This window comes from Iningainema tapete BLCC-T55 (assembly GCF_014698965.1).
Taxonomy (GTDB): domain Bacteria; phylum Cyanobacteriota; class Cyanobacteriia; order Cyanobacteriales; family Nostocaceae; genus Iningainema; species Iningainema tapete.
On sequence record NZ_JACXAE010000118.1, the window covers coordinates 101,626 to 128,314 of the forward strand.

The 26,689-nt window shown below is 42.4% G+C and carries 29 protein-coding genes and 3 pseudogenes; 17 read left to right on the plus strand and 15 right to left on the minus strand.

Annotation, left to right across the window (positions count from 1 at the left end):
* The first annotated feature begins 17 nt into the window (after window positions 1-17).
* The 4 genes from ICL16_RS38790 to ICL16_RS38805 all read left to right on the plus strand — a co-directional run bounded on the left by ICL16_RS38790 (window position 18) and on the right by ICL16_RS38805 (window position 2,867).
* Window positions 18-644 carry an FMN-dependent NADH-azoreductase gene (locus ICL16_RS38790; RefSeq protein WP_190836895.1) on the plus strand — a complete coding sequence of 209 codons (627 nt, stop codon included), beginning with the start codon at window positions 18-20 and terminating at the stop codon, window positions 642-644.
* Between the two features lie 122 nt (window positions 645-766).
* On the plus strand, window positions 767-1,666 hold the full coding sequence (locus ICL16_RS38795) for a helix-turn-helix transcriptional regulator (protein ID WP_190837177.1): 900 nt from the start codon (window positions 767-769) through the stop codon (window positions 1,664-1,666).
* Between the two features lie 145 nt (window positions 1,667-1,811).
* Complete coding sequence (locus ICL16_RS38800; protein ID WP_238361142.1) at window positions 1,812-2,618, plus strand: rubredoxin-like domain-containing protein; 807 nt, start codon at window positions 1,812-1,814, stop codon at window positions 2,616-2,618.
* 81 nt (window positions 2,619-2,699) lie between these two features.
* The gene (locus tag ICL16_RS38805) at window positions 2,700-2,867 is read left to right on the plus strand and encodes a XapX domain-containing protein (RefSeq protein WP_190836896.1); all 168 of its coding nucleotides are present in this window, start codon (window positions 2,700-2,702) and stop codon (window positions 2,865-2,867) included.
* A gap of 5 nt (window positions 2,868-2,872) precedes the next feature.
* Here the strand turns inward: ICL16_RS38805 and ICL16_RS38810 are convergent, their stop codons facing one another.
* A complete protein-coding gene (locus tag ICL16_RS38810; protein ID WP_190836897.1) occupies window positions 2,873-3,232 on the minus strand; it encodes a hypothetical protein in 360 nt (119 codons plus the stop codon).
* A 171-nt stretch (window positions 3,233-3,403) separates the two neighbouring features.
* Between ICL16_RS38810 and ICL16_RS38815 the strand changes: the two genes are divergently transcribed.
* The 4 genes from ICL16_RS38815 (at window position 3,404) to ICL16_RS38830 (ending at window position 5,518) form a co-directional block, all read left to right on the plus strand.
* Entirely contained in the window at window positions 3,404-3,559 is a 156-nt protein-coding gene (locus ICL16_RS38815) for a hypothetical protein (protein WP_238361143.1), read from the plus strand.
* 24 nt (window positions 3,560-3,583) lie between these two features.
* Window positions 3,584-4,123, plus strand: a complete 540-nt coding sequence (locus tag ICL16_RS38820) for a carboxymuconolactone decarboxylase family protein (RefSeq protein WP_238361144.1) — start codon at window positions 3,584-3,586, stop codon at window positions 4,121-4,123.
* 100 nt (window positions 4,124-4,223) lie between these two features.
* Window positions 4,224-4,634, plus strand: coding sequence for a hypothetical protein (locus ICL16_RS38825; protein WP_190836898.1), 411 nt, complete (start codon window positions 4,224-4,226; stop codon window positions 4,632-4,634).
* The gene (locus ICL16_RS38830; protein WP_190836899.1) at window positions 4,631-5,518 is read left to right on the plus strand and encodes an RNA polymerase sigma-70 factor; all 888 of its coding nucleotides are present in this window, start codon (window positions 4,631-4,633) and stop codon (window positions 5,516-5,518) included. Before ICL16_RS38825 ends, ICL16_RS38830 begins: the two co-directional genes overlap by 4 nt.
* A 186-nt stretch (window positions 5,519-5,704) precedes the next feature.
* Here ICL16_RS38830 and ICL16_RS38835 read toward each other — a convergent pair whose 3' ends face one another.
* A complete protein-coding gene (locus ICL16_RS38835; RefSeq protein ID WP_190836900.1) occupies window positions 5,705-6,157 on the minus strand; it encodes a winged helix-turn-helix transcriptional regulator in 453 nt (150 codons plus the stop codon).
* 101 nt (window positions 6,158-6,258) lie between these two features.
* Here ICL16_RS38835 and ICL16_RS38840 point away from each other — a divergent pair, with 101 nt between their 5' ends.
* Window positions 6,259-7,260, plus strand: a complete 1,002-nt coding sequence (locus ICL16_RS38840; protein WP_190836901.1) for a zinc-dependent alcohol dehydrogenase family protein — start codon at window positions 6,259-6,261, stop codon at window positions 7,258-7,260.
* Window positions 7,261-7,551: 291 nt separating this feature from the next.
* On the opposite strand, the gene ICL16_RS47920 is transcribed toward ICL16_RS38840, so the two are convergent.
* The 4 genes and pseudogenes from ICL16_RS47920 to ICL16_RS46450 all read right to left on the minus strand — a co-directional run bounded on the left by ICL16_RS47920 (window position 7,552) and on the right by ICL16_RS46450 (window position 9,657).
* A complete protein-coding gene (locus ICL16_RS47920) occupies window positions 7,552-8,058 on the minus strand; it encodes a class I tRNA ligase family protein (protein ID WP_420485331.1) in 507 nt (168 codons plus the stop codon).
* 51 nt (window positions 8,059-8,109) lie between these two features.
* Window positions 8,110-8,706 (minus strand): annotated as a pseudogene (locus ICL16_RS47925) (class I tRNA ligase family protein); the annotation flags it as partial.
* A gap of 63 nt (window positions 8,707-8,769) precedes the next feature.
* Window positions 8,770-9,474 (minus strand): annotated as a pseudogene (locus ICL16_RS47930) (leucine--tRNA ligase); the annotation flags it as partial.
* A 27-nt stretch (window positions 9,475-9,501) separates the two neighbouring features.
* On the minus strand, window positions 9,502-9,657 hold the full coding sequence (locus tag ICL16_RS46450; RefSeq protein WP_238361145.1) for a hypothetical protein: 156 nt from the start codon (window positions 9,655-9,657) through the stop codon (window positions 9,502-9,504).
* 118 nt (window positions 9,658-9,775) lie between these two features.
* Between ICL16_RS46450 and ICL16_RS38850 the strand changes: the two genes are divergently transcribed.
* The 4 genes from ICL16_RS38850 (at window position 9,776) to ICL16_RS38865 (ending at window position 11,116) form a co-directional block, all read left to right on the plus strand.
* Entirely contained in the window at window positions 9,776-9,979 is a 204-nt protein-coding gene (locus ICL16_RS38850; RefSeq protein ID WP_190836903.1) for a hypothetical protein, read from the plus strand.
* Between the two features lie 88 nt (window positions 9,980-10,067).
* On the plus strand, window positions 10,068-10,259 hold the full coding sequence (locus ICL16_RS38855; protein ID WP_190836904.1) for a hypothetical protein: 192 nt from the start codon (window positions 10,068-10,070) through the stop codon (window positions 10,257-10,259).
* A 66-nt stretch (window positions 10,260-10,325) separates the two neighbouring features.
* Window positions 10,326-10,652, plus strand: a complete 327-nt coding sequence (locus ICL16_RS38860) for a hypothetical protein (RefSeq protein WP_190836905.1) — start codon at window positions 10,326-10,328, stop codon at window positions 10,650-10,652.
* Between the two features lie 143 nt (window positions 10,653-10,795).
* A complete protein-coding gene (locus ICL16_RS38865) occupies window positions 10,796-11,116 on the plus strand; it encodes a pentapeptide repeat-containing protein (RefSeq protein WP_190836906.1) in 321 nt (106 codons plus the stop codon).
* 17 nt (window positions 11,117-11,133) lie between these two features.
* Here the strand turns inward: ICL16_RS38865 and ICL16_RS38870 are convergent, their stop codons facing one another.
* Window positions 11,134-11,469: a XisI protein gene (locus tag ICL16_RS38870; protein WP_190836907.1), complete on the minus strand. Its 336-nt coding sequence runs from the start codon at window positions 11,467-11,469 to the stop codon at window positions 11,134-11,136.
* Window positions 11,457-11,873: a XisH family protein gene (locus tag ICL16_RS38875; RefSeq protein WP_190836908.1), complete on the minus strand. Its 417-nt coding sequence runs from the start codon at window positions 11,871-11,873 to the stop codon at window positions 11,457-11,459. The genes ICL16_RS38870 and ICL16_RS38875 overlap by 13 nt, the downstream gene beginning before the upstream one ends.
* Before the next feature lie 65 nt (window positions 11,874-11,938).
* Between ICL16_RS38875 and cobJ the strand changes: the two genes are divergently transcribed.
* Window positions 11,939-13,651 (plus strand): precorrin-3B C(17)-methyltransferase, encoded by a 1,713-nt coding sequence (gene cobJ / locus ICL16_RS38880; protein WP_190837184.1) that lies wholly within the window; start codon window positions 11,939-11,941, stop codon window positions 13,649-13,651.
* A gap of 84 nt (window positions 13,652-13,735) precedes the next feature.
* Here cobJ and ICL16_RS38885 read toward each other — a convergent pair whose 3' ends face one another.
* The gene (locus ICL16_RS38885; RefSeq protein WP_190836909.1) at window positions 13,736-14,083 is read right to left on the minus strand and encodes a hypothetical protein; all 348 of its coding nucleotides are present in this window, start codon (window positions 14,081-14,083) and stop codon (window positions 13,736-13,738) included.
* A 306-nt stretch (window positions 14,084-14,389) separates the two neighbouring features.
* Here ICL16_RS38885 and ICL16_RS38890 point away from each other — a divergent pair, with 306 nt between their 5' ends.
* Complete coding sequence (locus tag ICL16_RS38890; protein ID WP_190836910.1) at window positions 14,390-14,935, plus strand: hypothetical protein; 546 nt, start codon at window positions 14,390-14,392, stop codon at window positions 14,933-14,935.
* Here ICL16_RS38890 and ICL16_RS38895 read toward each other — a convergent pair.
* The 3 genes from ICL16_RS38895 to ICL16_RS38905 form a co-directional block, all read right to left on the minus strand.
* Window positions 14,928-15,128 carry a LysM peptidoglycan-binding domain-containing protein gene (locus ICL16_RS38895; RefSeq protein ID WP_190836911.1) on the minus strand — a complete coding sequence of 67 codons (201 nt, stop codon included), beginning with the start codon at window positions 15,126-15,128 and terminating at the stop codon, window positions 14,928-14,930. The genes ICL16_RS38890 and ICL16_RS38895 overlap by 8 nt on opposite strands.
* A 156-nt stretch (window positions 15,129-15,284) precedes the next feature.
* Complete coding sequence (locus tag ICL16_RS38900; RefSeq protein WP_190836912.1) at window positions 15,285-16,088, minus strand: response regulator; 804 nt, start codon at window positions 16,086-16,088, stop codon at window positions 15,285-15,287.
* Entirely contained in the window at window positions 16,081-18,546 is a 2,466-nt protein-coding gene (locus ICL16_RS38905) for a hybrid sensor histidine kinase/response regulator (RefSeq protein ID WP_190836913.1), read from the minus strand. The genes ICL16_RS38900 and ICL16_RS38905 overlap by 8 nt, the downstream gene beginning before the upstream one ends.
* Before the next feature lie 486 nt (window positions 18,547-19,032).
* On the opposite strand from ICL16_RS38905, the gene ICL16_RS38910 reads away from it, so the two are divergent.
* Window positions 19,033-20,646: a nucleoside hydrolase gene (locus ICL16_RS38910; protein ID WP_190836914.1), complete on the plus strand. Its 1,614-nt coding sequence runs from the start codon at window positions 19,033-19,035 to the stop codon at window positions 20,644-20,646.
* Between the two features lie 536 nt (window positions 20,647-21,182).
* On the opposite strand, the gene ICL16_RS38915 is transcribed toward ICL16_RS38910, so the two are convergent.
* The 3 genes from ICL16_RS38915 to ICL16_RS38925 form a co-directional block, all read right to left on the minus strand.
* Entirely contained in the window at window positions 21,183-22,559 is a 1,377-nt protein-coding gene (locus ICL16_RS38915) for an extracellular solute-binding protein (RefSeq protein WP_190836915.1), read from the minus strand.
* Window positions 22,560-22,639: 80 nt separating this feature from the next.
* Entirely contained in the window at window positions 22,640-24,013 is a 1,374-nt protein-coding gene (locus ICL16_RS38920) for an AAA-like domain-containing protein (protein ID WP_190836916.1), read from the minus strand.
* A 4-nt stretch (window positions 24,014-24,017) separates the two neighbouring features.
* On the minus strand, window positions 24,018-25,352 hold the full coding sequence (locus tag ICL16_RS38925) for an AAA-like domain-containing protein (RefSeq protein WP_190836917.1): 1,335 nt from the start codon (window positions 25,350-25,352) through the stop codon (window positions 24,018-24,020).
* 169 nt (window positions 25,353-25,521) lie between these two features.
* On the opposite strand from ICL16_RS38925, the pseudogene ICL16_RS38930 reads away from it, so the two are divergent.
* Window positions 25,522-26,536, plus strand: a pseudogene (locus tag ICL16_RS38930) (histidinol dehydrogenase).
* Window positions 26,537-26,689: the final 153 nt, after the last annotated feature.

Genomic DNA, 26,689 nt, shown 5'->3' on the forward strand with positions numbered 1-26,689 from the left:
ATTGTTTAGGAGCAAGTATGGCACATCTATTACACATTGATTCTAGTCCTAGAGGAGAGCGATCGCACTCTCGCCGTTTGACTAGAGAGTTTGTCGAACAATGGAAGCAAACCCATCCAAGCGATACTGTCACCTATCGAGATATCGGTCGCAATCCTGTTCCCCATGTGGATGAACCGTGGATTGCAGCTGCTTTTACACCACCAGAGCAACGCACACCCGAACTATGGGAAGCAATTCGGATTAGCGATCAACTAGTGGATGAATTTTTAGCAGCTGATATTTACGTCATCGGCGTCCCCATGTACAATTGTAGCGTTCCCAGTACATTCAAAGCTTACATCGATCAGATTGTGCGGATAGGGCGAACCGTTGCGTTTGAACCAGATGATTCTACAAATGTTTACAAACCTCTGGTACTGGGTAAGAAAATGTTTATCATCGAAGCACGAGGTGATTCTGGCTTTCAACCCGGTGGGCGATATGAGAAGATGAATCATCATGACCCTTACCTTATCACAGTCTTCGGGTTTATCGGCATCACTGACATTACCTTTATTCATGTTGAAAATGATGAATCTGGTGGGCAAAAGTTAGCAGATTCGATCGCCTTAGCTCGTGCCAAAATTGCCGAATTGGTCTAACAAAGTGTTGGGTAGTCATCCATATTATTAAACTCTACCACGAGGAAGCATTGGCTATGCTAAGATGAAGTCATTTCGATTACGCTAAATAAATGGTTGGTTGGACAGGGAGGTTGCGAGTCATGGTGGCACAAGAGGCTTTGAGGATTGATCTGGCTCTTGGTGATAATCTTTCAATGCTTTATCCACACACAGCACTCCTGTCGAACACTTCAACAGATTGGGGTGGACTGTACCTGCAATATCATCGTCAACCGCCACCTAAAATGGTGGAACATTCCTGTCAGCAGCATCGCATTATCATTCACGATCGCACCTTGCGATCGCCCATAATTGAAACCTTTGAAGGAATCAACCAACTGAATCCAGTGAGCCGGGGGACAGTTAGAATTTTACCCGCAAATACTCGAAACTGGGCATATTGGGATGCAGAGCATCAGTTTATGGTGCTGGCATTTGAACCAAATTTATTGGCACGACACATAGCTGAAACAAACGATATTAACTGTGTGGAACTGCTCCCCATCATTAATCCGAACGATCCCCTGATTCACAGTATTGGATTAACCCTCAAAACAGAATTGGAATCTGGTGGAATTGGAGGTCGTTTGTATGTGGATGCCATGACTACAGCATTGATGGCTCATCTGTTGCGGCATTATTCTGTTCAGAAATATTCGCTGCCCCCAACTGCCAGTGGTTTACCCAGACACACGTTGCAGCAAGTCGTGGACTATATTCACGAGCATCTCGATCAAGACTTAACGTTGGCGACGTTAGCGGCTGTTGCTCACATCAGTCCAAGTTATTTCTCTCGCTTATTTAAACAATCCACTGGACTGTCGCCGCATCAATATGTGATTCAATATCGTATTAATTGTGCCAAACAGTTGTTGCGACAGGGCAAACAGAGTATCGCAGAAATTGCCGATCATCTTGGCTTCAATCATCAAAGCCATTTTAGTCATCACTTCAAACGTCTAGTTGGCAGTAGTCCTAAGGTATTCCTTAACAGTCAATAAGAATCTGCTCAAAATTACAGGAATTTGCAAGACGCCAATTTTAAAGTTTCTACATACTAAAGTTATGACTGCACTGAAATAACTGCAACAAATTTCAGCGGAGTAAACGTAACGAACCTTAAGAAACTTAAACAAGAGCCTGAATATGAGCATACAAAACTTTACGAATAGAGATTCTGCAACTTGGAATCATGAAGGCGATCGCTCCATAAACAAGGAGCCTGCCTCCTACCATCAGCAATGGGTTTGTACTACTTGTGGCTATAACATGATTGGTGAGATGCCTGACATTTGTCCGTTCTGCGGGGTAAGTCATGATAAATTTGTCACATGGGAGAAGGCAGAGCAGATTTATCGAGTGACACCGCACCAGGTAAATAACTATGTCACGCAATTGATGTCTGTGCCGCGTCTTGGTTTGGAACATGCTGCTTATCGTATTGAAACAGATGATGGTACGGTTTGGATTGATTGTCCATCAGCATTTAATCGAGATTTAGAGCCAGTAGAAGCAATCTACTTCACCCACAAGGATTTCTTGGGTGCATCCAACCAGTATCGTGAGTTATGGGGTGCGAAAGTTTACCTGCACGACCTTGATGCCTCGCATCCACTCGCGCAAAAATTTCCAGTTGATCAAAAGTTTAAGGGTGACTTCACTGAGCATGGCATAGAAGCATTCCATATTGGTGGACACTCACCGGGCTTCACGATGTATATCTATGGTAAGGTGTTGTTTATTTGTGACTATGCATTTCCGCCAGGATCTAAAATGCGACTCAATCCTTTTGGTCCACAAAAAGAGACACGTGATCGCGCAGCCCGGATACTAGAAGTAATTTCCTCGCGATCGCTTGAGACTGTATGCGGCTACAACTTCATCACAGAATTCGATAGTTGGCGTGAGGATTTCCAGCATCTACTCGATCAGTCTAGAGCAGGATTTAGCTAATCGCTACTTCAGCATTATTTCGCGCACCTGACACAGACAAAGTTCAGGTGGCGATTTACAAGGAAATTGGAGTGTACAATCATGAAAGAATTCATCATTTCATTAGTCGCAGGGTGGATTGTCGGTGTCCTGTTTGGATGGCTGAAACTGCCGTTACCTGCACCTCGGTTGATGGGATTTGTTGGAGCACTAGGAATTTTGTTTGGTGGCAGGTCGATTGAGCAATTGAAACACATTTTAACTCATTGATTTGATCACAATGTTGAGGAGGAAACAATCGCTTGCCTGCGAGAATAAATTTCTTCTAAAAGTAAATCCCGCAGCTCATTAGCAATATCATCAGGGGGATTACCTGCAAGCGCTCGTCCAATTAACTTTTCTGCCTCTCGTAGTTCTAAACATTCTATGGCAAGCGCTGCAGCACTGCGGTGAAGAACCGATCTAGTGGGTTCAAGGTTGAATAAGTTTGCCACTAACTCTGCCGCAGCTCGCTCTTGAGAAAAAGCAGCTTTAGTTAACTCCAGTGCAACAGTGGTATCACCCCTTTGGCGGGCTAAAAAAGCTTGGTCAACAAGCTCCATTGCTTCACGATGAAGAATTTCTACGTCTTGCATTTTTCAACTACACGGGTACACGGTGTGCCAAATTCGACGACGCAGACGTAGCCAGGGGACAAAGTATCCGAAGGGCTAATCTGTTCTAATTTCATTTTAACTCTGGATTGGATAATACTTTGGGAGCCTTTACGAATACCGGAAACTTCCAGGCGAGCTTTTCTTTGAAATTTGAATACTCTGCGTATTAGTAAAGCAGAGTTAGTCCTAAATCCTTTTGGTCCACAAAAACAGACACGCGATCGCGCAGCCCGGATACTAGAAGTAATTTTTGAAGCGATCGCCACAGACGGTATGCGGCTACAATTTCATCACAGAATTCGATAGCTGGCGCGAGGATTTCCAGCGCCTATGTCACAACCAGCAGCAATGATTCGTCTAATAGGTGAACGCCTATTTTACAGAACAGGAGATTCACAAATGCATCCGAGAATGGAACTTGGAGTTGAATCCGCAGCGTATCGAGCGATGCTTCAACTAGAACGGTATGTCCGTGGCAGTGGCATTAATCCAACGCTACTGGAACTGATTAAAATTCGGGCATCGCAAATCAATGGCTGTGCATTTTGTATCGATATGCACACTAAAGACGCCAGACTCAACGGTGAAACAGAACAACGGATTTATGCCCTCAATGCTTGGCGAGAAACGCCATTTTTTACAACTGAGGAACGGGCAGTTCTGGCTTTGACAGAAGCTGTCACTTTGATTGCGACTAATCCAGTTTCCGATGAAATTTACGCCGAAGTAAGCCGTTATTTTACTCCGGATGAAATTGCTAACCTGTTGATGGCGATCGTTACAATCAATGGTTGGAATCGCATTGCCATTACGACTCAAATGATTCCAGGCAGTTATGAGCCTCAGTCAAGCAGCTTTGCTGTAAATTGAGGTCATTGGTCATTTGCCAAGGACAAATGACCAATGACTATTTCAGTATTTTTAGTTTAGTGATGGCGAGTCAGTTATCAATTCATTGGGATTCGTAAAAATGCAATCTGTCATTCGTTATAGCACTATCGTTGTCGTTATCCATGCCATTGTTGTTGTCCTGCATGGCTTAGCTCACGAGAAAATACCTGTTTCTTTGTCTCCACTCCAAATTCTGTTTGTCGGTTCTATAATTGTGTTAGCTCCGATCGCCGCCATGATTTTACTTTGGACCCCGTTTCAACTCGCGGGTAGCTGGCTTTTGCTAAGTTCAATGGCTGGAGCGATGTTGTTTGGTCTCTATCACCACTTCATCGCCATCAGCCCCGATCACATTTCCCAAGTTCCGTTTGTCGGTTGGGGTGTCCTCTTCCAAATCACCGCGATTCTCCTATTCTTTACTGAAGGACTCGGATGTGGAGTTAGCTTGTGGGCGTTGAAAACTCTTCAGCAAAGAGAGCAGATTTTATGAGTCATCTGGAAACGTTTAATCAGCATCGTCCGTTGTTATTTGCGATCGCATACCGTATGTTGGGAACGGTTACTGATGCTGAAGACATGGTTCAAGAAACCTTTCTGCGCTGGCAGCAAACAACGGAAGCTACAGTGAAATCAGCCAAAACCTACTTGTCAACAATTATCACCCGCCTCTGCATTGACCATTTGCGCTCAGCCCGTGTACAAAGAGAACAGTACGTAGGACCGTGGCTACCCGAACCGCTCGTGACTCAACAAATCGACGATCCAGCCGCTCTGTTAGAGTTGGCAGACTCGCTTTCGATGGCGTTTTTAGTAGTTTTGGAACGCCTATCACCCATTGAAAGAGCGATATTTCTGCTGCGCGAAGTTTTTGAGTATGAATATGATGAAATTGCCCAGATGGTAGGGAAAAGCCCAGCGAACTGCCGTCAAATTCTGCGGCGTGCGCGTCAGCACATCACTGCTCAACGTCCTCGTTTTCCGGTTTCCCATCAGCAGCAGGAGCAAATTACAGCCAAATTCCTGGAGGCTTCCACTCAAGGTGATTTGCAAGGTTTGATGGTACTATTAGCAAAAGATGTCACCTATTGGTCGGATGGTGGTGGACAGGTTACCGCTGCTTTGAAACCGCTACAGGGGGCAATGAAAGTGGCTAGATTCTTGCTAGCAATTCGCAGCAAATGGCTTTCTACAGCGGTTGCTCAGATGATTGAGATTAACGGACAACCCGGTATACTCACACTTGTTGATGGCTCTATTCACAGCGTAACGACATTTGACATTGTAGATGGCTACATTCAATTTGTTTACACGGTGAGGAATCCACAGAAGCTCAAGCCGCTCGAAGAAATGGTTTTTCATCAAGTTTCATTCTGAGCAATGAAATTAACTGCTGATGCACATCTGTTTCTATTTGTTTACATAGTGGATTAATCAAGTCTTGAAAAAGAGTAGCTGAGATTAAACTACCATTACTATCCGGATTATTAAGCCAATTTTTTATCGTTTCAAATGATAATTGATTTAAGAACCAACTAGACGCACTATAATTCGTTGTCTAACCTACTTAGATTCCCAGTAATCATTGGGATCTGGATTGCTTTCGTAATGATTGATCGCTGTTTTTACATCTGTAATGTGTCGATATGCCCATTCACCTATGACTGCTAAAGGCTCAACAAGTGAAGTTCCCAATGCAGTGAGTGAATATTCGACTCTTGGAGGAACGGTTGGGTATACCTCTCTCTCAATTAACCCATACCGCTCCAAATTCCGCAGATTTTGAATCAGCATTTTAGGCGATACACCGACAATTTGTTGCTTGAGTTCGCTATACCGCTTTTTGCCTTGGATTAGAGCGTAAACAATCAAAATCGTCCATTTATTGGCGATGTGTTCAAGAACTTGATGTGCAGCACAGCTTGTGTCAAACAGATTCATCTTGGCAATCCGATCAAGTGCTGGCTGAGGCAAGTAGCTCAGTTGAGAGTCGTTGAAATCATGATTTAGAGCCATGTTTACCAAAAAGTAACTATTGCACTTTGCTGTAAATCCTTACGGGCAGTAGTACAGCGATCATACCATATGAATGTCAGTTTTTGCAGGAGAGCAAAACCATGAAAGCTTTAGTAATTGAGCAATTTGGCGACCCCAATACATTTAGGGAAACTAATCTACCAACTCCAGAAGTTCTTCCCAATCACGTCCTGATTCGAGTAGCTGCAACCAGTGTCAATCCAGTTGATTACAAAATTCGACAAGGAGTCGTAGCAGATATTGCCCCTAGTTTCCCAGCCGTTTTGCATGGAGATGTGGCAGGAACGATTGCAGTAGTTGGAGCAGGTGTCAATCAGTTCAACGCTGGGGATGAAGTGTATGCCTGTGCAGGCGGCATCAAAGGGATGGGAGGCGCATTAGCCGAGTACATGCTGGCTGATGCCCACTTAGTCGCCCATAAACCAAAGTCTCTGACGATGGCAGAAGCAGCGGCGCTTCCTTTGGTGTCAATTACAGCTTGGTTCGGGTTAATTGATCGCGCTCAAGTTCAACCAGGACAAAAGGTTTTAGTTTACGGAGCAACCGGAGGGGTGGGACACATGGTCGTCCAACTGGCAAAGTGGGCAGAGGCAGAAGTCTATGCTCTGGTTTCTAGTGATGAGAAGGCAGCGATCGCTCGTCATTTAGGAGCAGATATTACGATCAACTACCGTCAGCAGCCTGTTGAAGAATTTGTGGCAGAACATACAGATGGCAAGGGTTTTGATGTGGTATTTGACACTGTTGGTGACGACAATCTTCAAAATGCTTTCAAAGCCGCAAAACTCAATGGAACCGTCGTATCGATCGTTTCTCTATCTCAGCAAGATTTGACGTTACTTCATGCAAAAGGGCTAACCCTACATCTCGTTTTTATGTTGATTCCCATGCTATTTGGTGAGGGTCGCGCTCATCATGGAGAAATTCTATCGAAACTGGCTCAAATAATAGATGAAGGCAAGATACGCCCTCTGCTTGATTCTAAAACCTTCAGCATGACTGAAATTGCTTCTGCTCATCAACACGCTGAGTCAGGTCAAGCAATCGGGAAGGTTGTGCTAACGCAATCATTCAATCTTTAATAGGATGTTCACACGATGACTCCACTGACAGTCGAATATATTCCTTTGTATGTGGGGTGAAATGAGCAGTGAAGCAGGAAGGCTTGGAAACAGTTGCACTGCTCTGTTAGCGACATTCGATAGTTCGTTGCCCCAAAGGCACCCAGTTCGACTGCAATACCGCGCCCTGCGCCGCAAGTGCCTCCAGCGACGATCGCAATTTTATTCTTCAATGATTGCATCGTGAACCTCCTAAATTTCTTCTAGACGATTCAAAGAAATCTATTTCTGTCTTGAGTCGAGCAGGCACATTCACGTTACGAGATTGAGAATCCGACCTGGAACGTAAACAACACGACGAATTTCCTTGTTTTCAAAATAACGCTGAATTGCCTCTGTTTGTCTTGCCACAGCGATGGCTTCTTCTTGGTTTGCACTAGGTGAGAGGAGTACGGTTGTCCGAGTGCGTCCATTGATTTGCACCGCAATCTTCACCTGTTCTGGTATGAGAAACTCTGGATTGGCGTGAGGAAAGCTCTGTTGATGAATCGAGAATGATTCACCGATTTGATGCCAGAGTTCTTCAGTCAGGTGCGGCGCAAAGGGAGCCAGCATCAACAAATACGACTTCAATTCCACCTCACAAAGGCTTGGTTTAGATTGAAGCGCGTTAAGATACTCCATCAACGCGGAGATCGCCGTGTTGTACTTCAGCGCTTGAATATCCTCTGATACTTTGTTGATCTTTTGGTGTAGACGACGCTGCGAGTCCAAATCAGGTGAACTAGACTCAAGGCAATCCCGATGCCTGAGCGTCAATTGCCATACTCGATTTAAAAATCGCCGGAATCCGGCAATGCCGCGATCAGAAAAATCACCACCCTGATGATACGGTCCCAAAAACATCAAATAGGTGCGTAAGGTATCTGCGCCGTATTCCTCGATATATTGATCGGGGTTTACCACATTACCTTTCGATTTGCTCATTTTGGCTCCATCTTTGGTAAGCAATCCGTGAGCGCGGAAACGCTCAAAGGGTTCCTCGAATTCGATATAACCCAAATCGTGCAGCACCATTGTGATGAAGCGGCTATATAAAAGATGTAACACTGAATGTTCTGCCCCGCCAATGTACATATTTACCGGCAACCATTTGGCAGTAATTTGTGGATCAAAAGGAACATCATCGCGATCGCTTGAAGGATAGCGAAGGAAGTACCAGGCAGAATCAAGAAAATTATCAGATACGTCGGTTTCTCGACGAGCCGCGCCACCACAACACGGACAACTCGTGTTGACAAATGAATCAATTTGTGACAATGGCGATGTTCCTGTTCCCTTGGGCAACCAATCCTCAGTTTGAGGTAAATGAACAGGCAACTGATCCTCTGGCACCGGAACCGTACCGCAGGTATCGCAGTAGACAATCGGAATTGGTGGACCCCAGTAGCGCTGCCGCGAAATCAACCAATCTCGTAAACGATATTGTACGGTGCGATCGCCTAAACCCTGCTGCTCAAACCAGTCGATGATTTGCCCAGCAGCATCTGCACAAGCAAGTCCGGTAAATCTCCCAGAGTCAATCAAGGTTCCATGTTCTGTGAATGCGGTATCGAGTTGAGGTGCTTTTGACGACTCACTGGCAGGAATCACCACCTGTCGAATCGGCAACCCCATGTTTTTGGCAAACTCAAAGTCGCGATCGTCATGGGCTGGCACTGCCATCACGGCTCCGGTGCCATAACTTGACAAAACGTAATCGGCAATCCATATTGGGATACGTTCTTGGGTGAGCGGATGAATCGCATACGCACCCGTGAACTGCCCTGTTTTACTTTGGTGAGTGGCGCGAGCGAACTCAGATTGACGTGATGCCTGTTGTTTGTAAGTGGCGATCGCTTCCCTATATTCCTCAGTTACAATTTGATCGACCAAAGGATGCTCTGGAGCAAGCACCACATATGTCATGCCAAAGATTGTCTCTGGAAGAGTTGTGAATACTGCGATTTGCAACTGAGATTCAGCTATGTCCAACTGAAATTGTAAACCTTCTGAACGACTGATCCAGTTACGTTGTACTTTAACTTTTTCTGACCAGTCTAACCGATCAAGGTTAGATAATAGACGTTGAGCGTAATGGGTGATTTTGAAGAACCACTGCTCTAATTCGCGTTGAGTCACAGTAGTGCTGCACCGTTCGCATACACCTGCGATCGCCTGCTCATCGGCAAGCACCTTTTTGCAAGAAGGACACTAGTTCACCTACGCTTTTTTGCGCACTGCCAACCCCGCTTTGAAAAACTGCAAGAAAATCCACTGCGTCCACTTGTAGTAAGAGGAGTCAGTTGTTTGGACTTGATGATTCCAGCAAAAGCGATTACCAATGCGCTTTAACTGCGTTTCTCGAAATCGTTCCACATTTTGTGCCGTCAATTGGTTGGGATGAATTCCTTGTTTGATGGCATTTTCGCTGTGATGGCAAGACAGATGTTATCTTAAATATGTATACCACTTTTGATAAATATGGTTGTCACATATGGCAGGAAGAAAAAAGTTAGACCGTACTAATCTACATGCAAGGGTTGCACAGGGAACGGGAGATAAACTTAAAGAAATAGCTTATAAACTAGGTTATGTGTATGATGAAGAAGGTTCAACAGGTCAGTTGTTGGATGCGATCGCCTCAGGAGAAATTATCTTAATTGCTACTAAAAAAGCAGAAAATTCACAGATAAAATAGTTAACGCTTTTAAGTAAAAATAGTTTACAATAAATATGGGGACAATTAGTCCCCAGTTAACTAACTCAGTTGTTAAAGGAGGTGCTTATTGAGCAAAAACGGTAATGGTCATCAAGGTTTGTTTAATCCGGTAAAGATTTTCATCCGTATAATCCAAGGAGTTTGGAAAAAGCGCGATGAAGTGTCTAGAGAAACGTACCTTGTGGACTCAGAAGTTGTCGAACAAGATCTGGATGATATTGCAGATCAACCAGAACGACAAGACAACACCGATAACTAACACGTAGTTATCAACCCCTAGTCACTAGCTAGGGGCGATTATCCTGAAGATAAACCTAATTTGATTATGACAAATTCCAGCACTGTAGTTGTGTGTCCTGTTTACTATCAAATTATTGAGCGCAGAGGAAATGGCTGGGCGTTCAAGCACGGCGAACCGTTCATCAATTTATTTAATGCCCCAAATCTATCGATAGAAGAAGAATTTGCAGCTTTTGACACTTCGATGAAAAAAGTTGCCGTTGAGCTATTTAGAATAAACGGTGGTAAACAAGGCTATTACATAGCAAATATTTTGGATAAAAAATACTACTATTGTGGTACTGAGTGGTCAGATGTTAAAGCCAAACTTCAAGAATTGGGAATTGGTAAACCAGATCCAATGGGGGACTAAAGGTGCGTGTTTCTCGAAGGTTTAAGAGATCGCACAGCAGCTCGTGTATAATGGAAATATGACCATTGACGAGTTGCTGAGCGCGATATACTGCTGGTGAAAGGGATTTTTCTAGAATCCAAGTCAAGTTAGCTAGTCCTTTCATGGAACTTGGTGACTGGTATTTCAAGGGAGTTAATCTGAGCAGAACTGACTTGCAAGAAACCAAGTTCACCCACACTAATTTGAGTGGATGTAATTTTGGTGAAGCCAAGATACTGGAGACTAGATTTATTTGTGCCAACTTGACCGATACTGACTTTAGAAATGCCAAGATAATCTTGGACGTTTCTTTCACTGAGGCTAACTTGACTAGAGCTAACTTCTTCGGAGTTGATAGTCGTGAAATTTTGAAAGCTATCTCCGACGATGCCTACTTTCAGGATACCATCATGCCCAATGGCACTATTCTAAGTAGTGATTGATTCTATATTAACAAAGTTTACGCTACACCAAATCCAGTGTATTCTCTTACATAAGGTGCTTGAAAGCCCAACACAATATCTTCTTTAGGAATACTCATTGCAGCTAATTCATGAGCAATGCGCAATTCTGTTGTATTTTGTTGCACCCAGATTTTGCCATCTTTGATGTCTAAGTGTAAGACACAACCGTGTACTCGACGATTGCCATCCCAGCCAACATTCATTACTTGATAGTGATCTTGTTGTAGATCAAAAACAGTTTGTGATTCAATTTCACCATTGGAGATCGGTATAGCGACATAATTGCTAAGTAAGGTTTGAATACACTGGCGATACTTTTCTAGTTTATCCATTGCAAAATAACCTCTTGAACTGGATCGTAAATTAGCCGCTTAATTTGATAACGTTCAACTGACAGTTGAGCAAATTCTCGTTGAAAGAAGGCTTGATGAATGGCAACTGGAATTGCTAAATATAAGGTGCGATCGGGTTCACTAATTTCTAGAGCAAGACGATAATTAAGGAATTGACCTAGTGCTGCATGGTAATCTGTGACAGGCGAGTCGCCTAAAAATGTTTTGATTTCAACGGCTATTTTCTCTCCTGCTCGTTCTGCGGCTAGAAGACGCTCTGCACCTAAGTCAATCTCTAGCTTTACACCTCCTACTTCTACTTTGAGTGGGTCGTCAGTTATAACCCATTGTTCCTTTTCCAATGCCCGCCTAACCGCTTCATGGAAACGATCTTTCGCTGCCATTTTTATTCTATTATTGTTTTCAATTCCATTGTACAATGCTTCTTTCTTCGCCTCACGTATGGTATATGCACAACAGCCCTAAAGTACCAGCAGCAATCATCATTTTAAATCAAAACAGCGTCTCGCTGGCAAGGCAGATGATAACAGTTGTGCCAGCAACACTCTACGGGTTGGCGCAAAGAACATCGGATGTTGATGTCAGTTTCACCGATTTTGGTTCTACTTTACGAGAATTGTTTACCAGTGGAACTCCAATTATTGGTATTTGTGCGGCAGGAATTCTCATCCGCACTCTTGCCCCAGTTTTATCAGATAAGCGTCAAGAGCCACCAGTTTTGGCAGTAGCGGAAGATGGTAGTGCAGTGGTACCGTTACTGGGGGGACTTCAGGGTGTGAATGATTTGGCAAGGCAAATTGCAGCGGTGTTGCAAGTGCAAGCGGCAATTACAACAACGGGAGATATCCGCTTTCGCACGGCGCTTTTGGCTCCTCCTCAAGGATATCACTTGGCTAACCCGGATGATGCAAAGGGGTTTATTTCCGATTTACTGGCGGGGGCAACAGTTAAATTAGAGGGAACTGCTTCTTGGTTGGTTAACAGTAAACTGCCTTTTGACTCAAATGGACGATTGATGATTCGGGTGACGGAATATCAGGTAGAGTTGAGTCCAAATTGTTTGGTTTATCATCCGGCAACTTTGGCAATTGGAGTAAGTAATGCGCGGGGTGTTAATCCAGATGAGGCAGTAACTTTTGTTCGTCGTATACTTGTTAATGCTGGACTTTCCCCTGCATCTTTGGCAGGAGTTTTTGCTTGGGCAGAAGAGAGGAATGCACCTGCAATTGATGCGATCGCCAACTCTTTCAACATACAAGCTCGTTTCTTAGATTGTCAAGATGCAGTGGCAATTGCCCTGGCAGCAACAGGTGCGTCAGAATTACTCGTACAAGAACTTGAAAATGGAATGAGCGTGGCAATTGCTACTGCTTCTGATATAATTGATACTAATAATATAGGTCAAGCAAGGGGACAGCTATTTATTGTTGGCACTGGACCCGGTGCAGCACAATGGATGTCACCTGAAGTTAAACAAATTATCAGTGAAGCTACTGATTTAGTAGGTTATAGGTTTTACTTAGACTTAGCTGGGACATTAAAACCAGGGCAGCGGCGACACGAGTTTGATAACCGTGAGGAACTGGCAAGGGCAGAGATGGCTTTGGATTTAGCAGCCGGGGGGCGAAAGGTGGCGATCGTTTCCTCTGGCGATCCCGGTATATATGCAATGGCGGCGGCAGTGTTTGAAGTGTTGGATTCCAACCCTAAGCCAGAATGGCAAAGAATCAAGATTCAAGTCGCCCCTGGTATTTCAGCTATACAAGCTGCTGCAGCTAGAATTGGTGCCCCCATCGGGCATGATTTCTGCGTTATTTCTCTATCTGATATTCTCAAACCTTGGTCTGTAATTGAAAGTCGAATTATTGCCGCATCAAAGGCAGATTTCGTTATCGCCTTTTACAATCCTGCCTCAAAACAGCGTACTTGGCAATTAGCATCTGCACGAGATATTTTACTACGCGATCGCTCCCCCCAAACACCCGTCGTGCTTGCCCGTAATCTTGGGCGTGTGGGAGAATCGGTTCTGGTGCGGACTTTAGCAGAGTTATCGCCCGATGAAGTAGATATGCGGACTCTTGTGCTAATTGGCTCAACTAAGACTAGGATAGTGCAGCATAGTGGGGGAATTTGGGTTTATACGCCGCGTCAGTATGAGTAGACGCGCTCAGAGACGCGAAATTTCGCGTCTCTACATTTTTGCGACGAGTGCGTCTTTGCGCGAGATTTTCTCTCGAACTTTGTTTTATTGATCAGCGTTAGCGCTTCTTTCAATGGTATCTGGGTACAGCTTACCAAAATCTTTTACCGCTTCTGCTGATTCTTTGGCAATTTTTTTAACTCTTTCACCAGGATTACCTTCTGTCTCACGAGCTTCCCGATTCCATTGTCCTGTTGTTTTTGGTCTTTGGGAATCGTTTTGATTTACAACTTCTTTAACCTTCGCGGTAACAGCGTCGGCAGTACTCTCAGGAGCAGCGTTTGTTGTCAGCAGTAAAAATCCAACTAGGACAACTCCTACAAAACGCTTTACCTGAAACCCGTTAAGTACGGAACTGATGCGAGCGATCGCCTTTGAAATTAAGTTTGCCATAACTTGACTCCATGTTAATACTTTTTACAGACTAAGACTAGCTGTAAAAAATTATTCACGCCTCTAGCATAAGTCATAAAATCGCCATAAAAGAATGCACGTTTTGATAGAAGAAGGATTTAGCGAGATAATCGTCAGTACTTTTATATCATCAAAACTCCCGTTCACTCATTTGTATGTATTGACAATTTCTTACTAGTCATGTTATGCGATGAATCTATCTGTACCTGATTGGGAACACTGGAGTTATAATTTCACTCTGAATCACAGTGGCGTTTGTTGATTAAATAGCTAGGAAGTTATGAAATGCTTTCAATTACTGGGATAATATTTTTACTTTTCTTTCCGGCAAGTCTTGGTATATTGATACAAGTTATTTGGGGACAAGAATTAACGCATCAACTACTAGCTTCGGGATTGTTTTTATTTAGTATAGAACAAGCACGGATGGCAGATCAGGATTTGCAACTAATCGAGAAAGCAAAACAGCAAGTTAAGGATATTCGTTTGAATACTTTCTCCTTCATCACTATTAGTACAATTTTTCTAGAACTTATAGGATTTTATCTATCATCTGTGTGGCTGGGATGGGGTGTAATTTTGATTGTACTGAGCCTGATTTGGTTTAATTTATTTGCACCAATAAAAATTCATCCAGAGGCTGAAATTGTCATTCAGCCTTGGAAAATTTCTGAACGTTTACCAGTATTAATTGCCGATGCGATCGCATTTGTTTTACTGACTCTATGGATATGCCAAATTGCTTCTATTTGGATAAGCTGGATGATTTTTGGCATGGTGCTAGTCTACTGTAGTATCAAGTTAGTTTTGTTTTTACGAGTTCTTATTTAGTCCGTTTTAACGGTTTGGGGGCGCTACTCGCTCCATGTACTTTAATACATGGCGGAATGAAAATTATCACTCCTCTTTCAAGTACGAGCGCATCCTGATTTGCATCATAAATTATTTGCCAAAAAATGCGATCGCCATAAAATTTATCAGCTATTTTTGCTAATGTGTCACCATCTTCTACTATATAAAACATAACTGCTCCCAATTATTTTTTTAAGTTTTAATTAACACAAGCTTTGGTTAACGCACGCCATCTACACCCTTGAGGATGCCGATTAAGCAGACAACCAATCTTGCTAACTCTAAATAATTGTCAGCATACTAAACTTACGCACTCTAAATAATTTACTTAGAGAGTCCGGACACTGCTACAATGGTATTCTTGACCATTGAGTTCTATGTAGTTAACAGTTATCTCTACGCTGAGTTCCTTACCATCTTGAGTGACGTGAGTAGATGCAAAAGTGAAAGAGTCTTTGTGTCTAAACTTATACCATTCTGAGTGCCAAGTTGCGCGGGGAAAATTTGGGTTAATATCGTGAATAGTCATGGATAGTAGTTGTTCGCGACTGTAGCCAAGAGTATGACAAGCGGCTTCATTCACGTAGATAATCTGGGCATCAGAATTAACGAAGTAGACAGAATCCTTAAACCTGTCTAGATAAAACTGCGAAAGCTTGAGTGCTATCTGAGCTTGTTGACGCTCACGCATTTCTTGTTGCAGACGTGCATTTTGTTCGGTGAGTTGCTTTTGCAGCCGCCGGATTGTTAAGTTATTTTCTACACGGGCAAAAACTTCTTCTTCACTAAAAGGTTTCGTGATATAATCCACTCCACCAACAGCAAAAGCTTTGACTTTATCAAGAACCTCATCTAAAGCGCTAATAAAAATCACCGGAATATCACGAGTGAGAGGAGAAGCTTTCAGATGTTGGCAAACCTCATAGCCATTCATATCTGGGATCATGATATCGAGTAAAATTAGATCCGGTGGTGCAGCTTGAGCAGTTTTCAAAGCTGTTTGCCCATTAATTACTTTGCGAACTTCATACCCCATCTGAGTTAACATTGCCGACAGAAGTCGCAGATTATCTGGTGTATCATCAACAACTAAAATGTTGGCTTTAGGCAGTTGAACCTCATGATTATTCATTTTCCTGTATTTGTGTAATATCAATAACTTTATCAATCCGGAAATTATTCACCCAATCAGTAAGAGCATGTGCCAGTGGCGCACATTCTTCAGGAATTTGCTCAATCAAGCTAAAAATCTGCTTTTCATCGGTACATAGTGCAGCCTGGTGTAGCTGTGCCACCCATTGAGTCGGCATCTGAGCTAAATAATTTTGTAATAATGACGAAGATAATTCAGTATTTTCACTTTTTTCGCTAGAAGGGATTTCCTGTTCATATACATAACGTACCCCTAGATATTGTCCCATCTTTTCTAAGATTACTTCTTCTTGGAAAGGTTTGCGGACAAAATCGTCACAGCCAATTGATAAAATTATATTACGTTGTTCATCAAAAGCACTTGCAGTCAAAGCAATGATGGTAGTAGCTTGACCTTTCAAATGTGCTTTAATTTGTTTAGTAGCTTCATATCCATCCATTACAGGCATCCGCATATCCATCCAAATCAAATGTGGTTCCCAAGTTTCCCAAATTCTTACACCATCAAGTCCATTTTCTGCTTCACGTACTTCAAAACCAAGTGGTAAGAGCATCTTGAGCAGCAGTTGACGATTCTCCCACTTATCTTCCACCACTAAAATGCGATACTTGGGTTGGTTAGGCTCCAAACCAATTACCCGTCTATTAATTCGTGCAGTTTGAACTGAATCTACTTCTACTAGACTAATTTGTATATCAAAATCAAAAATCGTTCCCTTACCCAAGGTACTGCTTACAGAAATATCGCCTCCCATTAAGTTCACAAATTTTCGACTAATAGTTAAACCTAAACCAGTGCCTTGCTGAGATATCCTACCTGCATGGGTTTGCACAAAAGGTTTAAACAAATTTTCTATCTCAGTTGCAGCAATTCCAACACCTGTGTCTTCGATTTGAAAATGTAGGGAGTGGGGGAGTTTGGGAGTGGGGGAGTTTGGGAGTGGGGGAGTTTGGGAGTGAGGTATTGTTACGCGCAGGGTAATGCTACCTTGTTGAGTAAATTTGATGGCGTTACCAAGGAGGTTAATTAAGATTTGACGTAATTTACTTTCATCTGTTTGCACATATCTGGGAAGATGAGGATTACGCTCAACAATTAGTTGTAAACCTTTGGATTCGGCTTTTTGCGTAAACATTTCTGCAACTGAGTCAAGCAAACTATACAAATCGAAACTATTTTCGTTCAATGTTGTTCTGCCTGCTTCAATTTTTGCCATTGATAAGACATCATTAATTAATGTCAGTAAATGTTCACCACTACGACTAATGATTTCTAAATTTTCCAAATGTGCTTTTGTGGTTGAGCGATCGCGCTGCATTAATTGAGCAAAGCCGAGTATACTGTTGAGGGGAGTGCGCAATTCATGGCTCATGTTGGCTAAAAATTCACTTTTAGCCAAGTTTGCTGCTTCAGCTTCTTGAGCTTTCACCTCCAATTCGTGACTGTAATTCTCTAACTGCTGTCTTGCTATTTCTAACTGTCGCGTCAGCCAGTAAACTCCAACAAATAGAAACATTGCTGATGCCAATCCTACTCCCGTAATTGTGCCTGCCAATTGACGAGCCGGAGCAAAGGCTTCTTCTTGATGCATCTCTACTAGTAAAGCAAGATTTTGGTTGTTGAGCCAACGATACACTCCAATTACAGGCACTCCGGCATAATTTTTATATAATTCTTGAGCGCTAATACCATTCATTGCCTTATCAATACCTTGAGAATGAACTCCTTGAGGAAATTTACGAGTATTAGCTTTTGGTTTGGAGATAAAATCGTATTTAGTTACTAAAGATCCTACCAAGTAGGTTTCGCCACTCTTACCCAAACCCGTGTTTTGCCGCACAATCTCATCGATTCGTTCTAAGTTAAGATGAGCTAAGATAATGCCAATACGTACTCCATCTTTATTCAGCACAGGAGTTGCCAAAGTCACCGCAGGCTTACCAGTGACGGGTGAGACATAAAAGTTAGGAGAAAATCCCAACTCAACTTGCTTAATGTAAGTAATATTGGCAGAAACTTCATACTGTTGTTCATGCAGTCGATCTGTGGATAGGATCACCCTACTGCTGCGATCGAGAATGAAAATCTCCCTGAAGTTAGGTTGCAGCTCGACTATATCCTTAAAGTATTTAGATAAAACCGCTTTGGCGGCTGTTTGATTTGGCTGGGATACATCTTGATTTAATAGTGTCTTAAGGTTTGCTTGTACATCGGGAAATTTAGTTGTCAGGAGAAAATCCCGTTGTTGATCCTCAAACCAACGGCTAATTTCTTCCTCCTTGAGTGCTGCAGAAACACTAAGTTGACTGTAAGAAGCTCGTTTGAGCGCTTCTCTGGCTTTGAGGAAAGCAACGCCTCCCACGACACCAACAGTAACTAGAGACAGGATTAAGAAGGAACTGGCGACTTTGGTTGTTAAGTGCTGATTCCAATTCATATTAATTATTGCTTGTCCCTAGAGAAATTATCGCCTTGTTTTATAATACTTACACTGGGAATTTTTTGGCTTTATGCGTCATACGCGCTTGAAGAACGCTATGTTTGTACAATCCTCTGGAAAAAGTTCATTACTATGGTGTTAGCGATCGCCTACAATTTTCTTTACACATATTTCTTTGTTCTTGTCAATGCATCTAACAACAGATCACCGACTTCTTCAAGAAGTCGGTGATCTGCTCACCTTGGGCAATTCAGTTTATAGAAAATTTATACATAGGTACTATATTTCTGTATTATATTGAAGACTTAAATTATTCACGAGTAAGGAAATACCCTGATTTTCTGGTAAGTTGGGTATTTAGTGTGGCTATTTTTACCAGATTTTAGTTTCAAAGTGATTCAAAAAATATAGACACGATCAACTGTTGGTTGCTGGAATTTAATTTGAAAATTATTTGTTTCATGCACTTAGGAGAAATTAACAATGACACAGGATACATCAATTTCAGTTAAGCCAATTCCTCTGATTGTTGACGATGATGGTAGTCAAGACGGGCTGACAGCACTAGCATATACGCTAGCTAATCCCAAATTCAGCATTGAGGCGATTACAATCAATCAGGGAATTGCCCGTCCTGAATTCTTTGTGAATAATAATTTATCCCGGATGCTAGCACGACTGGGAGAAACTGATATCCCGGTGGGAATAGGCAGGGAAGATCCCTTGTCGGGAAACAACACCTATCCAAGCTTCATTCGGGAAGGTTCGGATACCTTTTGGGCACCGTTTGTCACCCTGCCAGATACAGCGCCACCACTCCAGACACGGAATGCGGCAGAATTGATTGTGGAGACAGTAAAACAATCATCAGAACCAGTGGCGATTCTGGCAACTGGTTCTCTGACTAACATTGCTGAAGCTCTGCGCCTCGATCCCTCAATTATTGACAACATTTCTGTTGTGCAAATTTTGGGTGGGGCAGTCTTCGTGCCAGGAAATTTAGGTGTACTGCCAACTCCACCGTTTTCTACCAACGAAGTTGCCGAGTTTAACATTTGGGTTGATCCGGTTGCAGCCGGGGAAGTGTTTGCGGCAGGAGAGCGGGGTTTAAAAATACAATTGACTCCTCTTGATGCCACAAACCAAATTTCATTCGATCAAGATGATTTGCAAGCGTGGCGGGCGACAAAAACTCCGGAAAGTGCGATCGCCTCAGAGTTTTTAGACTTTGCACTGACAGTGATTCAAAGTGGTAACGATCCTAACCCCGTGTGGGATCTGATTGCTGCAATCAACCTCAGTGAGACAGACTTCTCACCAGAAACTCCCCTATATATTGAAGTTGACACAGAGTCAGATCCAGGTACAACCCAAGGTCAAACAAAAGCAGTACCAGGTTTACCACCTAATACTTTGGCATCTTTGAATCCAAGTTTCAATAATATTTCCTACAGTGCTAGCGAAATTTTTGCAGTACTTGCAGCCCAAGCTTCTGTACCTGGATTTAGCGTTGGAACAACAGGTGATGATACTCTTTTCGGCACTGATGCTGCCGATACAATCAGTGGTCTAAGTGGCGATGATATTATTTACGGTAATGGTGGCGAAGACACCTTATTAGGTGGACGAGGTAACGATATCATTTTCGGATCTTCCAGCAACGAATTTATTTCCGGCGGCGCGGGAAATGACACTATCTACGGTAACGGTGGAGAAGATCAACTCTATGGTGGCGATGGCGACGACTTAATTTACGGTGGTTCCCAAGCAGACAGAATTTTTGCTGGTGCTGGTAATGACACCATCTTTGCTGGCGGTGGTAACGATTTCATTAACACTGGTGCTGGTAATGATACTGTTTGGTTGGGTACAGGTGCTACTACCATTGTGTTGGAGAAAGGCGTTGGCTACGACACAATCAATAACTTCCAACTTGGAGCCACCAAATTTCAGGTAGGTAGCTTGGATAATCTACAGTTTGCTAATAGTGCCAATGGCGCTCAAATCTTACTTGCAGATGACTTGTTGGCAGTTCTTCCTGGGCAGTCAGCAAGTACGATCAACAGCAATGCTGATACAATTTTCGTAGTGGTTTAACTTAAACCAGATCCCCGACTTTCTCGTTTCTCGTTCCCAGCAGTAACGGCTGGGAATGTAGTTCGCGAGGCTCTGCCTCGTACGTAAAAATAATCCGCTCCAACGAGTGATAGTTTCAATTGCTACATTTTGAGGTATGGTAGGTGTATTGCTTTCAAATCCAGACCTTGAAGGGTCATTGATATTTGTAATCCCGTAGTGGTTAGCACCATCAATGGTAACAAATAATTTGGGCGGCGCTTGAATTTGTGCGTAAGTTAACTTTGCTGTCTCAATAGTTATGCATATTTTTATTTTTTTGTCAATGCCTGTAAAACTATTTAGTACCTTTATATAAAATTTATACAAAGGTGCTAGATTTCTGTATTATATTCATCTACTGAAGTCTTAAATTATTCACGAATAAAGTACCTAGCTTCTCTGGTAGGTTTGGTATTGATGTACCTTCTGTAAACTTAGGATCTGTGAAACTTCAGCTTGGACAGTAGTTTTCAGTCCAGAATATTTATAGAGACGTTTCATGGAACGTCTCTACATTATTGCCAACTGTTGAATATTTGCTTAATCTGCGCAATTGCTCTATCAGCTGCTTGTTGAGGAGAGATACCGTTAACCACCACCTGATTAACAGCAGTAGCCCAAATTTTTTGCTCCACAACTTTACTGTACGCCGGGTTGAGAGCAGTGTAAAATGGACGTGTTTGTCCTTTGATGATGGGCAAAGCAGCGGTGGAAATGTGGCGATCGCTTTTATCACTCCAAAAAGGATCTTGCCACACTTGCCGATTGACTGGTAAAAAACGTCCTCCAGCAGCTTTAAGATAACTTCCGATCACTTTTGGTTGAATTAAATATGCCAAAAAGTCCTTAGCTAACTTCTGATTTTTAGCATCAGCGAGAATCACCGCTTGCCTAACTAAAGCTACATAACGCATGGGCTTACCACTGGGTTTATTAGGATACCCGATTGTGCCGAGCTTGTTACGGTAAATATCCGGATTTTGGCGTACCGCAGCAGGAATCGACAAAGAGTTGTTGGCAGTCATGACTATCTGGCGGTTAAGCAAACTGCGATTATTATCTGGATTGAGCCAATTCACTGCTTCCCGTGGCACATAGCCAAGCTTGTAAAATTTAGTATACCACTCGATGCAGTTAATAATACCCTGACGGACTTTAGCATCGTCAACTTGCAACTGACCGTTAGCATCTATAATTTGCACATCATAAGCTTCCAAAATTTGCTCAAAAACCTCATAAGTATCTCCCGCCCCAACCGACATGGGAAAGCCAATGCCATAAATCTTGCGTGGCAAATTCTTCTGCACTTGTTTCCAAAACTCCCAGAAGCCATCCCAATCCTTGGGAATATCCAACTCACTTTTACGAGCTTCCTGAATTAGATCCCGCCAGTAAAAAATCTGCGGAATATTTTGATGAATTGGGACAGCATAATAACTCTTCTGTTTTTTGTTATTCAGGTTGTTGCGTAAATAAACATTTGCTAGTACAATATCAGAAAAATTAGACTTAATCGGTTGAATTAGATCCGAAACATCTGCTAACTTACCCTCACTTGCAAGACGAGGACTTAGTACGCGATCGACATTATCACTCATCAAAACATCAGGAGGACTACCAGCCTGAATTGCCCTTTGTGCCTTCTGCGATAACTCATCATTATTATAGAAAAAAACCTTAGCTTTATTGCCAGTTTTTTTCTCCCATTCACTCACTACTTGCTGTAACGCTTCATCTTCATCCAACGTAAAACCCTTATCCCACCAAATCTTCAACACATTGCTCTTAGTAGAAGAATCATTAACAGGAAATATATCTGTTGTGACATCTTCAGCACAAGCAACAAAAATCAAACTTAAAAAGAATAGTAACACAAACGTCCAAATCTTCACTTATTTAAACCACACCTTTTTGCAATACGCCCGCCCGCACCCTATAAGGGTGTTGGTTAAAAACAAAGATGCTCCCAAATCTACCTCACAAAAAGAATAACACCCAACCCTAAAGCGATCGCCAACGCACTACAAAGAGCAACTAAAGAAATCTTTTGCCGCATATTCGCCTTTTTCTCTTCAAGCAATTGCGCTTCTAATTCCTTAATTCGTTCCGCTGCTAATAATGCTTGAGAAGAAGGGCGCAATTGCGTTAATTGTTTTTCTACCCAAGCTAAGTTAAACACTTCTTGATAAATACGGTTTTTCACCTCCAATTTACCTTGATGCTTAACTACTAAGCCAGAAAGAAGTAGTTCAATTTGCTCACGAGAGTCATCTGTGTATACATCCACCCCTTGTAAAATTTGTTGATATAGCCCCAGCAAACAACCAGCATGCTGTCTTAATAAGCGATCGCGAATCGTGCGCAAATGTTCTGGTTCATCCTGAGCTTCCCAATTATCAATAATATGCGTTTGTACAAGCTTTTCTAAAATAAACGCAGGAAATTGATAATAAATGTTGATCAAATGATAATTAACTATAGGTAAATGGTAATCTAACTTGTAACGGTCTTCATTTTTTTGTAGAGACGTTCCATGAACCGTATCTACATGGCGCGTCTCTACAGAATTCTGTCTTTCTTGTATAACTATCTGACACAGTTTCTGAGTGAGAAATGGTTGCCCGTTTGTCCAAGCTAAAATCTCTTTAAGAACAGCCATAGGATTAGCTACCTTACCCTCTAACCCGGCAGCCAATGATGCAACTTCTGTTAATTTAAAACCTTGTAAATCAATAGATTTACCAATATTAAATGGAGTACAAGTTGGATCGGCAATTAAATCAGCAGGTGTTGCTACTCCAAACAAAGCCCAAGTGAGGCGATTGTATTCGGGATTTTCTGCGCGTTGATTGTAGCAAGAACGAATGAGAGCCAAAAAATCTTTGACTGAAAAGTTTAAGCCGAGAACACTATCAATTTCGTCAATAAAAATAAAGATTTTTTCACTTTTGAGGTGGACGAATAAAATGTCTTCAATAAACTGACTCAACCGTTGTAAAGCAGATAAATCTTCTCGTTCATTCCACCAAGCTTTTAAATCAAATTTACCTAAAAGATTGAAACCCCGCAACAAATCAACTACCACACCCTTATACCATTGATTCGGGGTAATATTTCCGCTGCCAATGCGAGTCATGTCTACAGAGGCACAAACGAAACCTGCTTGTTGCAATCTTTGCTTGGTGCGCAACCGCAAGCTAGACTTGCCCATTTGCCGTGAGCTAAACACGTAACAAAAATCACCTTTAACTAAGCTATTGTAAAGGTCAACGTCAGCCTGTCGCTCCGCGTAGCTAGGAGCATCCGTCTTCAAACTACCACCGACTTGATACTCATATGTATGCATCTTTTTATCCCAATTGCTTGTGAAAATACAGTCGGTACAACTCACAGGTGGGTATTGCCTGATTTCCCTCCAATTTTATCAAACCCATGCTTTCTAATTTATAGGCAGCGATCGCTTCTAACTGTACATTTGTTTGTGTAATCACCTTCAAGAATGCTGCGGCTAATTCCGGATGACTTTGAACATTTGCTAAGTGATGTCGCAGATAGCTGCTATAAATTCCGGCAATTGTGGGAGCATCTTGTAGTAGCTGCTCTAAAGTCACTTCTTCTCGGGCAAGATGGTATAAAGCAATACGCACTAAATAAGGATGTCCGCCAATCATAGCTGTGAGAGCAGCCAGCTTCCCCGCTCCTACCTCGCCCCTCGCCCATTCTAGTCCATGAAGTAGTGCTAAATTTTGTACCTGCTCTAAAGTAAATTCTGGTAACTTAATTGATAGTCCAACATTAAAAGGAGATTGATTGATATCCAAAGGGATATAAGCTTCAGTAGCATGAACTACTATCAGTCGGAGTTTTTGCCAAATCTCCAGTTCTCTTGCATCTTCATACCACGAACGTAGTAAAGGGAGAAAATCGTGAGAGATTTCTGGATACTCAAAAATTCGATTCACTTCATCTAAAGCTAAAACTATTGGAGCATCAATTTTCTCTAGCAAATACCCTTGAAAGTATAAAGTGCAACTAACTTTACTGCCAATATCCTCATCCCAATATTCATCCAGTCTTGGCTCTAGCTTTAACTGCCGACTAACATTAGCACAAAACCAGCGTAAGAATTTATCTAAGCTAGTGAAAACTTGGTGATCTGCTCGTTGTAAACTAATTAGTACCGTGTGTACTGAGCAAGTTTGTTTGGCATGAGTGAGAATTCTGTGCATGAGGGAAGTTTTACCCATTTGCCCTGGGGCTTTAATTCGGATTAAACTTCCTGGTTTGCAGATTTCGGCATAGGTTTGTGATTCAATGGGGTAACGCTCAATATAAAAAGAGGAGTTGAGCGGTACTGAGCCACTGGGAATTTCTAAGTTAGGGGATATGTCTTGCTGATGTGCTTGCGCTACAGGTACTTTTACCACAACAGGATTACTTTGCGCACGCCGCCTCAGCACCGAGCGAAAATTACTTTTTGTGACTTCTTCCGCGAAAGCCTGTGAAAGCAACTTCCACAGTTTAGAACCCACATCCTTAATATAGTTAGCGTCATAATCAGAGCTTTCCGCCATCTCCGGGTAAGTTTGTCCCTCCCAAGAAGAACGGAATACCAACTCTTGAACGTTATTTAAGCCTTGATCTAGAAATTTATCTAAAAAAATTAATGCTTCTTCAACAGTCATTTTAAAAAAAGTATGATAAAGTTTATCCCAAATATGACTTTATCTGACTTTTTCCGACTTTTTTTACTTGTTCACGTAAATTTAACACCAATCCGCTATCCAATTGAATAAAAATTTTGCCACACAACCTCTTACAATAATAGAACCCCCTACTTCAGAGTAGCTGTCCATGCAAATACTGAAAAACACCGACCAAGATTTTTCTGCGAAATTCCAAGCGCTTGTGAACGAGCGAAGAGAAGTAACGGTTGATGTCAGCGGGACAGTACGAGAAATTATCGCGCTCTGTCAAAGAGCGTGGGGATACAGCGGTAAAAGAATATACCAACAAGTTTGACCATTACAATCCGCAGTCCTTTCGTTTGAGCGAAACTTTTATTGCACAGCAAGCCGCGCAATGTCCGGCTGAAGTTAAGACGGCACTGGAAGTAGCGGCGCAGAGAATCGTCGCTTTTCATGAAAAACAACTACCGCAAAATATTGCCTACACCGATGCAGTGGGAGTGAATTTGGGATTAAATTGGGTTGCACTGCCTACAGTAGGAATTTATGTACCAGGTGGACTGGCAAGCTATCCCAGTTCTCTATTGATGAATGTACTGCCTGCCAAAATTGCCGTAAGAATAATCCTGACTGGATTGCTTGGGACTTGCTATCGCAAGCAGAACACGACAAGAGCGCTCAATCAATTTTGATTACTGATTCAGAAAGCTTCGCGAAAAGAGCGATCGCATCTGTAGACGAGATTTTGGCTAATCTGCCTACCAAAGAAGTAGCCAGCGCAAGTTGGGAAAATCATGGTGCAGTAATTATTGTCAGTCACTTAGAAGAAAGTATTCCCTTGTTGAACCAGTTAGCACCAGAACATGTGGAGTTGTGCGTAGACGAAGCCCAACTGTTTGCCAGCCAGATTAAATGTGCAGGCAGCATGTTTTTAGGACGCCATACTCCAGAAGCGATCGGTGATTATGTCGGTGGGCCAAACCATGTGTTACCTACAGCACGTTCCGCCCGCTTTGCCTCTGGCTTGAGCGTCTATGATTTCGTCAAACGGATTACCTATTTGCAATGTGATGAACAAGCATTGCAGAATATAGGTAAGGCGGCGATCGTTCTTGCACAAGCAGCTATGATTACCAGCCCACGCAGGTAGTGTGGCTGTACGGTTAACAGATATCAATTAAATATACATCATTAAAACTTTATATAAATAGCTCAATGAGCATTACTTTCAAGTTCTCATCAATTACAAATCACAAAATTTTCATCGCTAAAATTTTAGGACTGAAGTCAGTTTTTAACTCCAGCCCTAACAACCTATTAAAATTTAAATAGGA